General features: G+C 56.0%; 16 protein-coding genes and 1 other RNA gene. 5 read left to right on the top strand and 12 right to left on the bottom strand.

All coding sequences use genetic code 11. The annotated features are described in order from the left end of the window. Positions 1-63: 63 nt before the first annotated feature. From LOC22_RS15905 to ffs, 3 genes are all read right to left on the bottom strand, one after another. Complete coding sequence (locus tag LOC22_RS15905; protein WP_015571263.1) at positions 64-279, bottom strand: hypothetical protein; 216 nt, start codon at positions 277-279, stop codon at positions 64-66. After that, on the bottom strand, positions 276-527 hold the full coding sequence (locus LOC22_RS15900) for a hypothetical protein (protein WP_045348611.1): 252 nt from the start codon (positions 525-527) through the stop codon (positions 276-278). Before LOC22_RS15900 ends, LOC22_RS15905 begins: the two co-directional genes overlap by 4 nt. A 247-nt stretch (positions 528-774) precedes the next feature. Next, positions 775-871: signal recognition particle sRNA small type (gene ffs, locus LOC22_RS15895), an RNA gene on the bottom strand. Between the two features lie 170 nt (positions 872-1,041). Between ffs and LOC22_RS15890 the strand changes: the two genes are divergently transcribed. Next, positions 1,042-1,353 carry an MGMT family protein gene (locus tag LOC22_RS15890; RefSeq protein ID WP_003859016.1) on the top strand — a complete coding sequence of 104 codons (312 nt, stop codon included), beginning with the start codon at positions 1,042-1,044 and terminating at the stop codon, positions 1,351-1,353. 37 nt (positions 1,354-1,390) lie between these two features. Here the strand turns inward: LOC22_RS15890 and LOC22_RS15885 are convergent, their stop codons facing one another. Further along, positions 1,391-1,918, bottom strand: a complete 528-nt coding sequence (locus LOC22_RS15885) for a YbaY family lipoprotein (protein ID WP_023296032.1) — start codon at positions 1,916-1,918, stop codon at positions 1,391-1,393. Positions 1,919-2,121: 203 nt separating this feature from the next. Here LOC22_RS15885 and tesB point away from each other — a divergent pair, with 203 nt between their 5' ends. Then, entirely contained in the window at positions 2,122-2,982 is an 861-nt protein-coding gene (gene tesB / locus LOC22_RS15880; RefSeq protein ID WP_022650486.1) for an acyl-CoA thioesterase II, read from the top strand. A gap of 95 nt (positions 2,983-3,077) precedes the next feature. Here tesB and amtB read toward each other — a convergent pair whose 3' ends face one another. The 5 genes from amtB to LOC22_RS15855 all read right to left on the bottom strand — a co-directional run bounded on the left by amtB (position 3,078) and on the right by LOC22_RS15855 (position 8,967). Continuing rightward, entirely contained in the window at positions 3,078-4,364 is a 1,287-nt protein-coding gene (gene amtB / locus LOC22_RS15875) for an ammonium transporter AmtB (RefSeq protein WP_015571265.1), read from the bottom strand. A 35-nt stretch (positions 4,365-4,399) separates the two neighbouring features. Then, on the bottom strand, positions 4,400-4,738 hold the full coding sequence (glnK, locus tag LOC22_RS15870; RefSeq protein ID WP_006809867.1) for a P-II family nitrogen regulator: 339 nt from the start codon (positions 4,736-4,738) through the stop codon (positions 4,400-4,402). Between the two features lie 211 nt (positions 4,739-4,949). Next, positions 4,950-6,731, bottom strand: a complete 1,782-nt coding sequence (locus LOC22_RS15865; RefSeq protein ID WP_015571266.1) for a SmdB family multidrug efflux ABC transporter permease/ATP-binding protein — start codon at positions 6,729-6,731, stop codon at positions 4,950-4,952. Beyond that, positions 6,724-8,478: a SmdA family multidrug ABC transporter permease/ATP-binding protein gene (locus LOC22_RS15860; protein WP_045327600.1), complete on the bottom strand. Its 1,755-nt coding sequence runs from the start codon at positions 8,476-8,478 to the stop codon at positions 6,724-6,726. Before LOC22_RS15860 ends, LOC22_RS15865 begins: the two co-directional genes overlap by 8 nt. A gap of 30 nt (positions 8,479-8,508) precedes the next feature. Continuing rightward, entirely contained in the window at positions 8,509-8,967 is a 459-nt protein-coding gene (locus LOC22_RS15855) for an Lrp/AsnC family transcriptional regulator (RefSeq protein ID WP_015571267.1), read from the bottom strand. A gap of 115 nt (positions 8,968-9,082) precedes the next feature. Between LOC22_RS15855 and LOC22_RS15850 the strand changes: the two genes are divergently transcribed. Beyond that, positions 9,083-10,129 carry a PLP-dependent cysteine synthase family protein gene (locus LOC22_RS15850; RefSeq protein WP_017383196.1) on the top strand — a complete coding sequence of 349 codons (1,047 nt, stop codon included), beginning with the start codon at positions 9,083-9,085 and terminating at the stop codon, positions 10,127-10,129. A gap of 41 nt (positions 10,130-10,170) precedes the next feature. Here LOC22_RS15850 and cof read toward each other — a convergent pair whose 3' ends face one another. Beyond that, a complete protein-coding gene (cof, locus tag LOC22_RS15845) occupies positions 10,171-10,989 on the bottom strand; it encodes an HMP-PP phosphatase (RefSeq protein WP_017383195.1) in 819 nt (272 codons plus the stop codon). A 101-nt stretch (positions 10,990-11,090) separates the two neighbouring features. On the opposite strand from cof, the gene LOC22_RS15840 reads away from it, so the two are divergent. Continuing rightward, a complete protein-coding gene (locus tag LOC22_RS15840; protein ID WP_023296028.1) occupies positions 11,091-12,791 on the top strand; it encodes an SgrR family transcriptional regulator in 1,701 nt (566 codons plus the stop codon). A 66-nt stretch (positions 12,792-12,857) separates the two neighbouring features. Further along, positions 12,858-13,553 carry a 7-cyano-7-deazaguanine synthase QueC gene (gene queC / locus LOC22_RS15835; protein WP_015571271.1) on the top strand — a complete coding sequence of 232 codons (696 nt, stop codon included), beginning with the start codon at positions 12,858-12,860 and terminating at the stop codon, positions 13,551-13,553. A 62-nt stretch (positions 13,554-13,615) separates the two neighbouring features. Here queC and LOC22_RS15830 read toward each other — a convergent pair whose 3' ends face one another. Both LOC22_RS15830 and LOC22_RS15825 read right to left on the bottom strand, forming a co-directional pair. After that, positions 13,616-14,014, bottom strand: a complete 399-nt coding sequence (locus LOC22_RS15830; RefSeq protein ID WP_017694410.1) for a YbgC/FadM family acyl-CoA thioesterase — start codon at positions 14,012-14,014, stop codon at positions 13,616-13,618. Positions 14,015-14,111: 97 nt separating this feature from the next. Further along, positions 14,112-14,492, bottom strand: a complete 381-nt coding sequence (locus LOC22_RS15825; protein ID WP_045338275.1) for a helix-hairpin-helix domain-containing protein — start codon at positions 14,490-14,492, stop codon at positions 14,112-14,114. Between the last annotated feature and the right edge of the window lie 114 nt (positions 14,493-14,606).

Genomic DNA, 14,606 nt, shown 5'->3' with positions numbered 1-14,606 from the left:
GCCAGAAACAATAAAAACTGCTGACTGTATCGCATGCAGTCAGCAGTTTTCATGAAGAACAACTTAATGTTGAGGTGGAATCGGGAAGCCTTTCAGCGAAATAATGAAATTATCCCCTTCTTTCTTTATTTTTGCACCGGTATCACACCAGTCAGACGCAATACGAAAGAACTCATCACTTCCTACATTCCAGCCAAGACGAACATGTTTCACGTAGCCGGAACGTAACAGATTGCAGGCCTCGTTGTAGTCACTGGCAGTCGATAGTTGTTGTTTCATTTTCTCTTCTTCAGAAGTTTACGTAGTGCTTTGATTTCTTTAGGAGTAAATGGAGTTACGCTCTCTTCTTCCGTATGCTGATTATCAACATCCTCTTCCGATACTCCCGCCTCTTCTACTGCTTCAAATGCCATCAGCAGCAGTTTCTCTGTGGTCACGCTTAAATTCTCATTATTGTCTTCCGCATAGTGGCGAAGTCTTTCTTTTAGCGCTTCATCAATTTTAACGTTTAAAACCGCAGTAACCATGATTGTCACATCCTTTCGGAACACGTGTTTAATTTAATACACGAAGATAAGTTTGTTATCCAGATATATATTTTTTAGCTTATAACAGAATAAAGGCATCGAAAAATAAAATGACAGTCTATTATTACAGGTTTATGACATTATTATTTCAGTTAAATGAAGGTTGCATTACAAAAAATACAATAGTCACATTATTTAGAAGGTTTATTCAGGGGAACGACTGGAGAGGAGCTCAAATGGGTGGGGGCCCTGCCAGCTACATCCCGGCACCCACGTCGTCTGCCCTGGCTGCTTCCTTCCGGACCTGACCTGGTGAACAGAGTAGCGTTGCGGGAGAACCAACAGAGCCCCCATTGAGAGCGTTGATAACCAACGCGCTGGCGCATTATCCCTGTGGAGCACCTCAATTGCAAGCCGCTGGCAACCGGATGCTGGATTATTGCGCAAACTGCCCCGACAATCTTCTTTATCTTCGTATAACATTACCCTTCGCTGATTTCCCGCAGGAGAAACAATGGACGAACATGACACTTTCCCACAGCGAGTGTGGCAAATCGTAGCCTCGATCCCGGAAGGCTGTGTCACGACCTATGGGGAAGTCGCCCGGCTGGCGGGTTCTCCGCGAGCGGCGCGTCAGGTAGGCGGCGTGCTAAGGAGGCTACCAGAAGGAAGCACGTTACCGTGGCACCGGGTCGTCAATCGCCATGGCGCCATTTCCCTCACCGGGCCAGACTTGCAGCGCCAGCGTCAGGCTTTACTTTCAGAAGGGGTGCAGGTGTCCGGGGCAGGACAAATTGATATGCAGAAGTATCGCTGGGAGTACTGACGCCCTCTCCCGTCAACATGGAGAGGGCGAAAGAGAATTACAGCTGTGTTGGCGGTGTAGGCAGAGTCGGCTGATTGGTCTGCGTTGCAACAGGCACTTCAGTTTGCTGCACCGGTACCAGGGTCAGGTCGATTTTGGTGCCGCCTTTGTTGACCGCTTCCTGCACGGTATCGGTGATAAAGACCAGCTTATCGTTGATCGTTACCGCCGCGCTCAGGAGGATACGCGCATTAGGTTGCACGTCAGACGGGTTGTACGGCAGCACAAAGCTGAACGGCGCCTGTTTACCCTCTGTACGAACCGCGCGCTGCGCAAGCACTTTAGACGGCGCATCCGCCAGGGAAGCATCAGACAGCGTGACCGTTAAAACCGCATCCGGCGGCAGCGCAACCTTCTGTTTGATCCAGATCGTACCGGAAACATTTGGCTGCTGAATAGCTTGCTGTGAAAGGGTGTTAATCCCGTTTGCGCTTGCTGTTGGCACCGGTACATCGGCACTCTTACCAGCACAAGCGGACAACGCTACCGCAATTGCTACACCACTGAGCATAGGCACGAGTTTCATTGAAGTCTCCTTATCATCAATGCACCAGCGGGATCGATCCCATCTGATGTCGTTTTATTCACACAACGAATACAAGTGTGGCACAAATCACGGATTTATGCCTAATTTCGTCCAGATATTAAGATTATTCTACCCATCGGACCACTTTCATTTCTGGGTTATACTCAGCGTATCTTTCGCCACGGCGTTTATTGAGGACCACTATGAGTCAGGCACTGAACAATCTGCTGACATTACTGAACCTGGAAAAAATAGAAGAAGGGCTATTTCGCGGACAGAGCGAAGATTTAGGCTTACGCCAGGTTTTTGGCGGCCAGGTCGTGGGGCAAGCGCTGTATGCCGCCAAGGAGACCGTCCCGGCAGACCGTCTGGTGCACTCGTTTCACAGCTACTTTTTACGCCCCGGTGACAGTGCTAAACCGATTGTTTACGACGTTGAAGTTCTGCGTGACGGTCAAAGCTTCAGCGCCCGTCGCGTGGCGGCCATCCAGCATGGCAAACCCATCTTCTACATGACCGCCTCGTTCCAGGCGCCAGAGCCGGGCTATGAGCATCAAAAAAAGATGCCGCCTGCCCCGTCGCCGGACGATCTGAAATCAGAAACCGAAATTGCCCGCGCACTCGCGCATCTGCTTCCGCCGCAGGTAAAAGAGAAGTTTCTGTGCGATAAACCGCTGGAGATCCGCCCGGTCGAATTTCATAACCCAATGAAGGGGCATACCGCTGAGCCCGCCCGCCAGGTGTGGATCCGCGCCAACGGCAGCGTACCGGCAGATTTACGCGTGCATCAGTACCTGCTGGGGTATGCGTCGGATTTCAACTTCCTGCCGGTTGCGCTACAGCCGCACGGTGTGGGCTTCCTCGAAAAAGGGATGCAGGTAGCCACAATTGACCATTCCATGTGGTTCCACCGTCCATTCGATATGAATGAATGGCTGCTTTACAGCGTGGAAAGTACCTCTGCGTCCAGCGCGCGCGGCTTTGTACGCGGGGAGTTTTACACTCAGGATGGCGTGCTGGTGGCTTCTACCGTGCAGGAAGGTGTGATGCGTAATCGCGGGTGATGTAAAAAGCCCGGTGGCGCTGCGCTCACCGGGCCTGCGAATTGTGCTTTTTCAGGCCGGGTAAGGCGAAGCCGCCGCCCGGCAAGGCACTCAAATTATGCGTTATAGGCATTCTCGCCGTGGCTGTTGACGTCCAGGCCTTCGCGCTCCTGCTCTTCCGGCACACGCAGCCCAACGGTCATATCAGCCAGCTTGTAACCGATAAAGGCCACAACACCGGACCAGACAACGGTGATCGCGATGCTTTCCAGCTGTACCAGCACCTGATGCATCATGGTCACGCCTTCTGCGTAACCCACACCGCCCAGAGATTGGGCAGCAAAGATACCGGTCATGATACAGCCGACGATGCCGCACACACCGTGTACGCCGAATACATCACACGGATCGTCAACGCGCAGAACACGTTTCAGTGCGGTAACGCCCCACAGCCCCGCCAGTCCTGCGACGATACCGATCAGCAGCGCACCGCCCACGCCCACGTAACCGCACGCTGGCGTAATACCTACCAGACCGGCAATCGCCCCGGAACAGGCACCCAGCAGCGATGGCTTGCCGCGAACGGCCCACTCGCCAAATACCCATGAGAGGATAGCGCCGGCGGTTGCCACAACGGTATTCACGAAGGCCAGCGCGGCGATTTCGTTAGCGGCGCTGGCTGAACCTGCGTTGAAGCCGAACCAGCCAAAATAGAGGATGGCGGTGCCGGTAAAGACCATCGGCAGATTGTGCGGCTTAAATGCTTCCTTCCCGAAGCCCACGCGCTTACCAATCAGGTATGCGCCTACCAGACCTGCTACCGCGGCGTTGATGTGCACAACGGTACCGCCCGCAAAGTCCAGCGCGCCATGGGAAGCCAACAGACCACCTCCCCAGACCATATGCGCAATCGGGATATAGGAGAGCGTCAGCCAGACCACCACGAAAATCAGTACCGCAGAGAAGCGGATACGCTCAGCCAGCGCGCCCACAATCAGCCCCACGGTGATGCAGGCGAATGAGCCCTGGAACGCGACATGAATATACTGATAAAAACTGCCCATCACCGCGGTCAGTTCGATATTTTTCAGCATCGCCCAGTTAACGTTGCCGAAGAAGGCGTTGCCCTCCCCGAAGGCCAGCGAGTAACCGTAAACCACCCACAGCACACACACCAGCGCGAACGTGACGGCAACCTGCGTCAGCATGGAGAGTACGTTCTTGCCGCGGATCAGGCCGCCGTAAAACAGCGCGATCCCCGGAATCGTCATGAACAGCACCAGCGCGGTGCAAATCATCATAAAGGCGTTATCGGCTTTGTCTGCCACAGCAGGTGCAGCCATTGCCAGGCCCGGCAGCAGTGCCAGCGAACCCAGACCTGTTTTCATTGTTGCTTTCTTCATTTTCTCGATCCCTATCACTGTGTGCCAGGAGTTACTTACAACGCCGCTTCGTCAGATTCGCCGGTACGAATGCGAATGACGCGCTGTAGTTCGGCAACGAAAATTTTGCCGTCGCCAATTTTTCCGGTGTAGGCTGCTTTGCTGACGACATCAATCACCTCATCAAGCTGATCGTCGGCAATCGCCACATCAATCTTCACTTTTGGCAGGAAGTTAACGCTGTATTCCGCCCCGCGATAAAGCTCGGCATGACCTTTCTGACGCCCAAAGCCTTTCACTTCGGTGACAGTCAGTCCCTGAATACCCATGGAAGACAGCGCTTCACGCACGTCTTCGAGTTTGAATGGTTTGATTACCACCGTAACCAGCTTCATATATCCCCTCCAGTCAGAATTCGGTAATGGCCGCAGCTAACACGAAAGGGATATTGCAAAGGGTGTGCCAGAAGTGAAAGGTGAGGAGGAAAGCGCCGCGGCGCGGATGCGCCGGGAAGAGGCGAAAAAAAACGCACCATGGCAGTGCAGGGTGCGTTTCAGTTTTGCACCAACGGTTAAGTCTGTTAGCGCATTGCCTTGTTATGGTGCATCAGGCGCTGAGTGACTCTTCCTCGCGCGCGCTGGCGGCCAGTTCGTCGCCTGCCAGCTGCAACTGATACATCTGCCAGTAGCGTCCTTTTGCCTCAAGCAGCGCTCTGTGCGTCCCCCGTTCAACGGCCTGGCCACGGTGCAGCACCAGAATGGTATCGGCATCGACGATGGTTGAGAGGCGGTGGGCGATTACCACCAGCGTAGTGCGATCCCGCACGGCAGCCAGCGCCTGCTGGATCGCCTGCTCGGTACCGGAGTCAATGCTTGCGGTCGCTTCATCCAGAATTAACACCTGTGGCGTCTCAATCAGCACGCGCGCCAGCGCAAGAAGTTGCTTTTGCCCGACCGAGAGATTATTGCCCTGCTCACCCAGCCGGGTATGGATCCCCTCGCTTAACCCGCGCGCCAGATCCGCAAGCTGCACCGTTTCCAGCACCTCCCATACCTGCTCAGGCGTGAAAGGTCGTCCCAGCGTCACGTTGGCATAAAAGGTATCCGCCAGTACCACCGGATCCTGCTGCACCATCGCGACGCCCTTACGTAACGCGTTGTGGCTAAGCGCGGCAAGCGGCCGTCCGTCCAGACGGATCTCCCCCTGCGTCAACGGATAGTAGCCCATCAGCAAACTGGCGAGCGTGCTTTTGCCGCTACCGGTATGCCCAACCAGGGCGACAAAACCGCGCGACGGTACCTCGAGGTTAATATCCTGCAAGACAAGCTGGTCGTCGCGGTAGGCAAACGAGACATGATCAAACGCTATGGATCCACTTTCCAGCGGGCGTTCGTCATCGCCATAGGTCTGACGCGGCCTGTCCATCAGCTCGAATACACGTTCGCCCGCGACCACTGCCTGTTGCAGCATCGATTGCTGCGTGGTGAGTTCAATCAGCGGTTCGTTAAGGCGTCCAAGGTAGCTGATAAATGCGTACAGTACCCCCACCTCGATGGTTCCGCGCGTCGTCAGGCCAAACAGCATCAACAGCCCGCACAGCACCAGCGCAGAGAAGAGGCTCAGCAGCGGGCGTAACAGAAAGCCATCCAGCCGTAACGTCTGCATCCGCGCCATATAGTGCGAGCGGCTGGCTTCCCCCATTCGCTCGCCAAAACGCGCCTGCTGGCGAAACTGCTGGATAACGCTCATGCCGTTGATCACTTCGTTGAAGCCATCATTGATATCTGCGAGGTAAGCGCGCACGCGACGAACAATCGGCGTGCTGTAGCGCTGGTAAATTACCATCACAATCAGCACCGCCGGGAAAATAGCGATCGCCACCAGCGCCATACGCCAGTCCAGGCTGAACATCGCCACCAGCATCGCGCCAATTAACGCGGCACTGCGCAGAACCGTTGCGACAACGGTTACATAGAGGTCGCGGATAACCTCGGTGTCATTGGTGACGCGCGAAATAACCTGTCCGACCGGCTGGGTATCAAACTCGCTCAGCGGCTGGCGCAGCGCGGCATCCATCACATCCGTGCGTAGCTGCTGGACCACGCCCACGGCGGCCCGGTTAAACAGCAGCGACTGCGCATAGTGCAGCCCCGCCGCCGTCAGCTGTAGGCCGACATACGCCACGCCCAGCCCCGCCACCAGCCCCAGCGGCAGATAGTTTTTCGCCACCATATTGTCGATGAAATAACTGATAAGCAGCGGACCGGTCACCTCCGCAATCGCGGCGATCCACAGCAACAGCACGGCGATGGAAAGCGGTTTGCGCCACGGTGAGCCATAGGCCAGCAGCCGTTTTAACGTCGGCCACATCTGTCCAAACTTACGCATCGGCGACCTCCTCATCCAGCGCGGCTTCAAGCTGTTGATAGCGGTACATATCCCGATACCATCCGGTCTGCCCGGCAAGCTGCTCATGCTGACCACGCTGAGCAATATGCCCGTGCTGAAGCACCAGAATTTCGCTGGCTTCGGTAAGGGCCGACAGACGGTGCGCGCTGATGATGACCGTGCGCCCCTCTCCCCACTGGCGAAGGTTATGCAAAATTTGATGTTCAGTACGTCCGTCAACCGCGGACAGCGCATCATCCAGTATCAGGATCTCAGCGTCCAGCAGCAGCGCGCGGGCAATAGAGATACGCTGTTTTTGTCCGCCGGAGAGCATAACGCCCCGCTCACCCACTTCCGTGTCGTAGCCCTGCGGCAGGCGCAGAATATCCTCGTGGACGCTGGCCAGACGCGCCACGTGCTCGATCTGGTCCTGTGTCGCCGTCGGACACCCGAGCGCGATATTGTTGGCAATGGTGTCTGAAAACAAAAACGGCGTCTGGCTGACGACCGCCAGGCGGCTGCGCCAGTCATCCAGCAGCAGACGTGGCAGAGGGATGTCGTGGAAACGGATATCGCCTTCGCTCACGTCAAAATGGCGCTGAATCAGTGACAGAATGGTGCTTTTACCGGAACCCGTCGGGCCACAGATGCCCAGCATCTGACCAGGACGCAGCGTGAAACTGACGTTCTCAAGCACCGGATGTTCCGTTTGCGGGTAGATAAAGGCGCGGATATCAGCCTTGAGAATACCCGGACCTTCCGGCACCGGCTCGCTGCCATCGTTCACGACCGGCACTTCCGCCAGCATGGCGCGGATACGGCTGTAAGCGGCGCTCCCGCGTTCAACGATATTAAACATCCAGGCCAGCGCCAGCATCGGCCAGATCATCAGCCCAAGGTACATCGCAAAGCTGGTTAACTGCCCGAGGGTCATCGTGCCTTGCACCACCATCCAGCTGCCGCCGCCCACTGCCAGCAGGTTCGCCATGCCAATCGCAATATAAATTGTCGGATCGAAACGGGCATCAATACGCGCCACGCGCATGTTTTTCGCGCCGGTATCGGCGGCGTCGGCGGCAAACAGCGCGGACTGGCGGTCTTCCAGACCAAACGCTTTGATCATGCGGATGCTGGTCATGCTCTCCTGGGTGCGATCGTTCAGCGACGAGAACGCCGCCTGCGCCAGCTTAAAGCGTTCATGGAGCTGCTCGCCGTAGCGGTTAATTGCCAGCGCCATCAGCGGCATCGGCAGCAGCGCCAGCAGCGTGAGCTCCCAGCTAATTTGCGTAGACATCACAATCAGTACCGCACAGCCCATCACCAGGGAATCCACCAGCGTTAGCACCCCTTCACCGGCGGCAAACACCACGCGGTCTACATCGTTAGTGGCGCGGGCGATGAGATCCCCGGTACGGTGACGCAGATAAAACTCAGGGTGCTGGCGGCTCAGCTGGCGGTAAAAGTCCTCGCGCAGCTCAACGGCAAGCTGATAGGACGCGCCGAACAGCAGCACGCGCCAGACATAACGCAGCAGGTAAACCACCACGGCCGTCAGCACCAGCGTACCGCCCCACATCATCACCCGTGCGGCGGTGTAATGTTGTTCCGTAACGCCATCCACGACGTAACCCACCACTTTGGGCGGGATCAGTTGCAGAATGGCAATGATAATAAGCAGGGCCACCGCGCCGAGGTAGCGTTGCCACTCCCGACGAAAGTACCAGCTTAATTGGGCAAATAATCGCACGCGGTCTTTTCCTGAAGGTATTTTAAGAAGTTATTCAATGGGTAACGCTGTGGTGTATTTAATCTGTTCCATGGCGAAACTGGAGGTGACATCGGACAAGCCTGGTACGCTATTGACCAGCCGCTTGTAGAAATCATCGTAGCGCTTCATGTCTGCCACCTGAACGCGCATCAGATAGTCGTATTCCCCCGCCATGCGCCAGAAGCCGAGCACTTCGGGCATGTCGGAAACCTGGGTGACGAAGCGGCAGTACCATTCGCTACTGTGATGCTGCGTTTTTATCAGGACGAAGGCGGTCAGTCCAAGCCCCAGTTTTTCGGGATCCAGCAACGCCACGCGTCCCAGCAGAATGCCATCATCTTCCAGCTTCTTGAGGCGCTTCCAGCACGGTGTGGTGGTCAGATTAACGGCATCTGCCAGCGCCTGCAAAGAGAGGGTGCAGTCGCTTTGCAGCAAAGAAAGCAGCTTACGATCAATTTTATCTAACATAGCCACCTCGAAGAGAAAATTATTCTCCTTACATTCTATTTTAAAGGTCAGATAGCAACAATTTTTTCTGTGCTTTTCGCTATGCTGGGCACAAAATGACAAACGGATAACTACGATGAATAGCACCTGGGTTAAACATGCCATCAGCGAAATAAATGCCGACTATCAGCGCTCGGCAGACACCCACTTGATCCGCCTGCCTCTGCCTGGATTTCCCGGCATTCAGCTTTACCTGAAGGATGAAAGCACTCATCCTACCGGCAGCCTGAAGCATCGCCTGGCGCGTTCACTCTTTTTATACGGTTTATGTAACGGCTGGATCAAAGAAGGCACCACGATTATTGAATCGTCGTCCGGATCAACTGCCGTCTCCGAAGCCTACTTTGCCCGCCTGCTGGGCCTCCCGTTTATCGCCGTGATGCCCTCCTGCACGGCGAAACGTAAAGTCGAACAGATCGAATTTTACGGCGGACGCTGCCACTTTGTGGAAAGCGCCTGCGAAATCTATGCGGCCTCCGAAATGCTGGCCCGCGAACTGAATGGTCACTATATGGACCAGTTTACCTTCGCCGAGCGCGCCACCGACTGGCGCGGCAATAATAACATTGCGGACAGCATTTTCCGCCAGATGACCCACGAGCCGCATCCTGTTCCCTCTTACATTGTCATGAGCGCGGGCACGGGCGGAACCTCCGCCACCATCGGACGTTATATCCGCTGTCAGGGTTATGATACGCAGCTGATGGTGGTTGACCCGCAAAACTCGGTGTTCCTCGATTACTGGCAATCCCGCGATGCCAGCCTGCGCAGCCCCGTGGGGAGCAAGATCGAAGGGATTGGTCGCCCGCGCGTCGAACCCTCGTTCATTCCGGACGTTGTGGATGAGATGCTCCGCGTGCCGGACGCCGCCAGCGTCGCGACGGCGCACTGGCTGGAGACACAGCTTGGCCGTAAAGTCGGGGCTTCCACCGGCACCAATATGTGGGGCGCGCTACAGCTGGCCGCGAGGATGCGCGAAGAAGGCCGTACCGGCTCTGTCGTCACGCTGCTGTGTGACAGCGGGGAGCGCTACCTGGACACCTATTACAACGCAGAATGGGTGCAGGCAACTATTGGCGATGTAGAACCGTGGAAAGCGCAGATTTCGCAGCTGGTGAAATAAAAAAAAGCCAGGCTAAAGCCTGGCTTGCTGGAAGGGTCTCACTATTCGGGGGAATATGGGAGGTTATTTTTGTCCAGCCAATGCGTCAAAAAATGGGACACCGCTTCGTTACGACAGTGTCCGATAACCGGTAAATGCGGGAGCGCGGCGATAAGTTGCGGCATCGCGTTCCCCATAATCAGTCCACGACCCACGCTGCTCAGCATCTCGTGGTCGTTCATGGCGTCACCAAAGGCCATACAGTCCTGCATCGTCAGCCCCAGATGATCGCTCAGCACCGCCAGCGCAGATCCTTTGTTACAGCCCACCGGCAGCACTTCAAGGCAGTCCACCGCCGAGAAGGTCAGGTGCGCCCGGTCGCCCAGCGCCTCGTTAAGCTGAATACGCAGGCGGCAGAGATCGTCGTGATCGCCGCAGAAGCAGATCTTGGTCACCTTGTGTGCCGGAATGCGGCGCAAATCGATAAGCTGATATTTAAAGCCGCTGTAAACGTGAGCGTGCAGCAAGGCCGGGATCTCACGCCCGGTAAACCAGCCTTCATCATTAAAAACATGCACGCTGGCCTGCGTATCCCAGGTGCTGTGCAGGACAATGTCCGCCACTTCCGGATTCAGATCCTGACGGTGCAGCATATTGCCGTCGACGGAGTGAATGCGCGTCCCGTTGCCGGTGATCAGGAACGCATCGAGGGCAAATGTTCCCAGCAGATGGCGCATCTCGAGAACATGACGACCAGTGGCAAACGTCAGGGTGACTTCACGCTCGCGCAGGCGCTTAAGTGTGTTCAGGGTTTTCTCCCCTAAACGGTGATCCGGCATTAACAGCGTGCCGTCCATATCAAATGCAGCGAGCCGAGCCATAATTACTCCCGAAATGTGATGCGGTTAACTTGTGCATCAGTATTACGTGAGATATACGGAAGTAATAGTGAATAGATGATAATTATTGTTCCGGGTTTTTCATGCGCCAGCTTAATCGTCTTAACCAGTATCAGCGTCTGTGGCACCCCTCCGCCGGCGCACCGCAGCAGGTTACCATCAGTGAACTTGCCAGCCGCTGCTTTTGCAGCGAGCGACATGTTCGCACCCTGCTGCGCCAGGCGCAGGAGGCGGGCTGGCTAAGCTGGCACGCCCGCTCCGGACGAGGTAAGCGTGGGGAATTACGCTTTCACGTCACCCCGGACTCGTTGCGTAATACGATGATGGAAGAGGCCCTGAAAAGTGGACAGCAGCACAACGCGCTGGAGCTGGCCCAGCTCGCGCCTGAAGATTTGCGATCGCTGCTGCATCCGTTTATGGGCGGGCAGTGGCAGAACGATACGCCGACGCTGCGTATTCCCTACTATCGCTCGCTGGAGCCGCTTCAGCCGGGGTTTCTCCCTGGCCGGGCGGAGCAGCATCTGGCGGGACAGGTATTCTCTGGTTTGACGCGTTTTAATGGTACCAGCAGTGAACCCACGGGCGATCTGGCGCATCACTGGGAAATCTCCGCTGACGGCCTGCGCTGGCATTTCTACATTCGCTCCACCCTGCACTGGCATAACGGCGATAAAATAGAGACGGCACAGCTCCGGCAAAGCCTGACGGCGCTGTTATCGCAGCCCGGCTTGGGCACGCTTTTCCGCAGCGTCTTACGTATCGAAACCACGCATCCGCAGTGCCTGACGTTTATTCTCCATCAACCTGACTACTGGCTGGCGCACAGGCTGGCAACCTACTGTAGCCGTCTGGCGCATCCCGATTACCCCGTGGTGGGTAGCGGTCCCTTCCGGCTGAGCGTTTTTGAGCCTGAACTGGTGCGTCTGGAAAGCCACGAGCAGTATCACCTTGGCCATCCGTTGCTTAAGGCTATCGAGTACTGGATCACGCCCCAGCTTTTTGACTACAGTCTGGGCACCAGCTGTCGCCACCCGGTGCAAATCGCCATTGGCGAGGCCGACGAGCTGGCCAGCCTGCGGCTGGTGAGTAACAGCACCAGTCTGGGTTTCTGCTACCTCACGCTGAAACAGAGCCCACGTCTGAGCGAACTTCAGGCAAAGCGGCTGATTAATATCATTCATCTCTCAACGCTGCTGCACACGCTTCCCCTGAACGAAGGGCTCATCACCCCTACCGAGGAACTGCTTCCCGGCTGGGCGATCCCACAATGGCCTGATTTAACCGACGTTGCGCTGCCAGAGGCATTGACGCTCGTCTACCACCTGCCGGTTGAGCTTCACACCATGGCCAGCCAGTTAAAAGCATACCTTGCGCGGCAGGGTTGTGAACTGACCGTCATCTTTCACGACGCCAAAACGTGGGACGGGTGCCAGCAGCTTGCCGATGCAGACATCATGATGGGAGACAGACTGATTGGCGAAGCGCCAGCGTACACGCTTGAGCAGTGGCTCCGCTGCGATGCGCTCTGGCCGCATCTGCTGAGCGCACCGGCATACGCCCATTTGCAGGCCACGCTGGATGCGGTGCAGACGCAGGCCGACGAACGTGACCGACACGCAGGACTTCAGGCTATCTTCAGCCGGTTAATGGAGACAGCCGTCCTGACGCCGCTCTTTAACTACCAGTATCAAATCAGCGCGCCTCCGGGCGTCAACGGCATACGCCTTAACACTCGCGGCTGGTTTGACTTCACCGAAGCCTGGCTTCCTCCCCCAAACGCGTGAAGAAGCTGGTCGCCGCTTTAGCCAGGCGTTAACATGACGCTTTTACTGTAACTGTCGAGATGATCTATGAAACGTGCCGTCGTCGTGTTCAGCGGAGGACAAGATTCCACAACCTGCCTGATTCAGGCGCTTCACCAGTATGATGAAGTGCACTGCGTCACTTTTGATTATGGTCAGCGTCATCGCGCTGAAATCGATGTCGCTCGTGAACTGGCCCTCAAACTGGGCGCCCGCGCTCATAAAGTGCTGGACGTGACGCTGTTAAATGAACTGGCCGTCAGCAGCCTCACCCGCGACAGCATTCCGGTGCCTGATTACGAACCGGATGCCAGCGGCATTCCGAACACCTTCGTACCGGGCCGCAACATTCTCTTCCTGACCCTGACGGCGATCTATGCCTACCAGGTGAAAGCCGAAGCGGTGATCACGGGCGTGTGTGAGACCGACTTCTCTGGCTACCCGGACTGCCGGGATGAATTCGTGAAAGCACTCAATCACGCTGTCGATCTGGGAATGGCAAAAGAGACCCGCTTCGAAACGCCGCTGATGTGGCTGGATAAGGCTGAAACCTGGGCCCTGGCCGACTACTGGGGCAAGCTGGATGTTGTTCGCAACGAGACCCTGACCTGCTACAACGGCATTAAAGGGGACGGCTGCGGGCAGTGTGCCGCCTGTAACCTGCGCGCGAACGGTCTGAATCATTATTTTGCGGATAAAGCGGGCGTGATGGCCGCAATGCAGAAAAAGACCGGGCTGAAATAAGGGCTACCTGACCGTGCTGTCGAACGGTAAGTGTCGACAGCACAGTTATCCCTGAACATTTCTTACGCGATCATCAGCTCCAGCTTTTCGCGCAACTCCCCTTCCAGCGGCAACGCTTTCTGGGTTTTGAGATCGATACAGACAAAGGTGATCAGCGCATCGGCCACCACCTGCCCTTCTGGCTCCAGCGTAACGACCTGGCTCAATACACCACTTTTGCCATTCAGTTGTTGGACCTCACTGGTCACGGTGAGCACATCCCCCAGCACAGCCGGGCGGCGGTAGTTAATGTTGATATTGACGACCACAAACGCGATGTTGTGTGCGGTCAGCCACTGGAAGCTTTCGCTGTTCTCCAGGCCGTCCCAGCGCGCCTCTTCAAGAAATTCAAGGTAGCGGGCGTTATTGACGTGCTGGTAAACATCGAGGTGATAACCACGGACTTTGATTTGTGTCTGCATAGCGCAATAGCCTTTCGTTGTTATAGGTTCAGAGGTCATAACTGGTATGACCTCTTTATCCTGGCAAATTTTTGCCGCAGTGCAAGTGATTACGCGATTACAGCGTCAGGTGTGCGAGATTGCGCTCAACCAGCGCGCTGCCCATACCCGGCACCTGCTTGAGATCGTCAAGGGTTTTGAAAGGGCCATACTCTTCACGATAGCTGACGATGGCCTGCGCTTTTTTTAGACCCACGCCATTCATAACGCGGGCAAGATCGTCCGCAGAGGCAGTATTGATACTGACCCGCGTACCCTCGTCCTCAATGGCTTTCGTGCTGACCGTCGCGTTGGCTTTAACATGACCTTGTGACGTTGCATCGGCCTGGTTTTGTGCAGCCTGCGCTTTAACCGAAGGGGACGCCGCCAGCGCGCCCGCACTCATCCCGGAAGTGGCAATAGCCAGTGTAATTAACAGTGCTTTGATTCCACATTTCATGCTGTTTTCTCCTTGTTTGTTGACAGCCACGCCACGATAACCGCGCGGGAAAACAGGGACAAACAACAGATTGCAGAAATGGAAAAGGCCGCGAAAGCGGCCTTTAGTTTTTGC

The sequence above is a fragment of the Enterobacter sp. AN-K1 genome, assembly GCF_020971765.1.
Taxonomy (GTDB): domain Bacteria; phylum Pseudomonadota; class Gammaproteobacteria; order Enterobacterales; family Enterobacteriaceae; genus Enterobacter; species Enterobacter hormaechei_C.
Note: the sequence above shows the minus strand (reverse complement) of the source record. Positions and strands in the feature narration are given on the sequence as shown.

Bases quoted from the DNA above. Each gene is read 5' to 3' on its own strand.
- tesB (WP_022650486.1), top strand. From the start codon at position 2,122: ATGAGTCAGGCACTGAACAATCTGCTGACATTACTGAACCTGGAAAAA.
- queC (WP_015571271.1), top strand. From the start codon at position 12,858: ATGAAACGTGCCGTCGTCGTGTTCAGCGGAGGACAAGATTCCACAACC.
- LOC22_RS15840 (WP_023296028.1), top strand. From the start codon at position 11,091: ATGCGCCAGCTTAATCGTCTTAACCAGTATCAGCGTCTGTGGCACCCC.
- LOC22_RS15850 (WP_017383196.1), top strand. From the start codon at position 9,083: ATGAATAGCACCTGGGTTAAACATGCCATCAGCGAAATAAATGCCGAC.
- cof (WP_017383195.1), bottom strand. From the start codon at position 10,989: ATGGCTCGGCTCGCTGCATTTGATATGGACGGCACGCTGTTAATGCCG.
- LOC22_RS15885 (WP_023296032.1), bottom strand. From the start codon at position 1,918: ATGAAACTCGTGCCTATGCTCAGTGGTGTAGCAATTGCGGTAGCGTTG.
- LOC22_RS15865 (WP_015571266.1), bottom strand. From the start codon at position 6,731: ATGCGTAAGTTTGGACAGATGTGGCCGACGTTAAAACGGCTGCTGGCC.
- LOC22_RS15890 (WP_003859016.1), top strand. From the start codon at position 1,042: ATGGACGAACATGACACTTTCCCACAGCGAGTGTGGCAAATCGTAGCC.
- amtB (WP_015571265.1), bottom strand. From the start codon at position 4,364: ATGAAGAAAGCAACAATGAAAACAGGTCTGGGTTCGCTGGCACTGCTG.
- LOC22_RS15855 (WP_015571267.1), bottom strand. From the start codon at position 8,967: ATGTTAGATAAAATTGATCGTAAGCTGCTTTCTTTGCTGCAAAGCGAC.
- LOC22_RS15825 (WP_045338275.1), bottom strand. From the start codon at position 14,492: ATGAAATGTGGAATCAAAGCACTGTTAATTACACTGGCTATTGCCACT.
- glnK (WP_006809867.1), bottom strand. From the start codon at position 4,738: ATGAAGCTGGTTACGGTGGTAATCAAACCATTCAAACTCGAAGACGTG.
- LOC22_RS15830 (WP_017694410.1), bottom strand. From the start codon at position 14,014: ATGCAGACACAAATCAAAGTCCGTGGTTATCACCTCGATGTTTACCAG.
- LOC22_RS15905 (WP_015571263.1), bottom strand. From the start codon at position 279: ATGAAACAACAACTATCGACTGCCAGTGACTACAACGAGGCCTGCAAT.
- LOC22_RS15900 (WP_045348611.1), bottom strand. From the start codon at position 527: ATGGTTACTGCGGTTTTAAACGTTAAAATTGATGAAGCGCTAAAAGAA.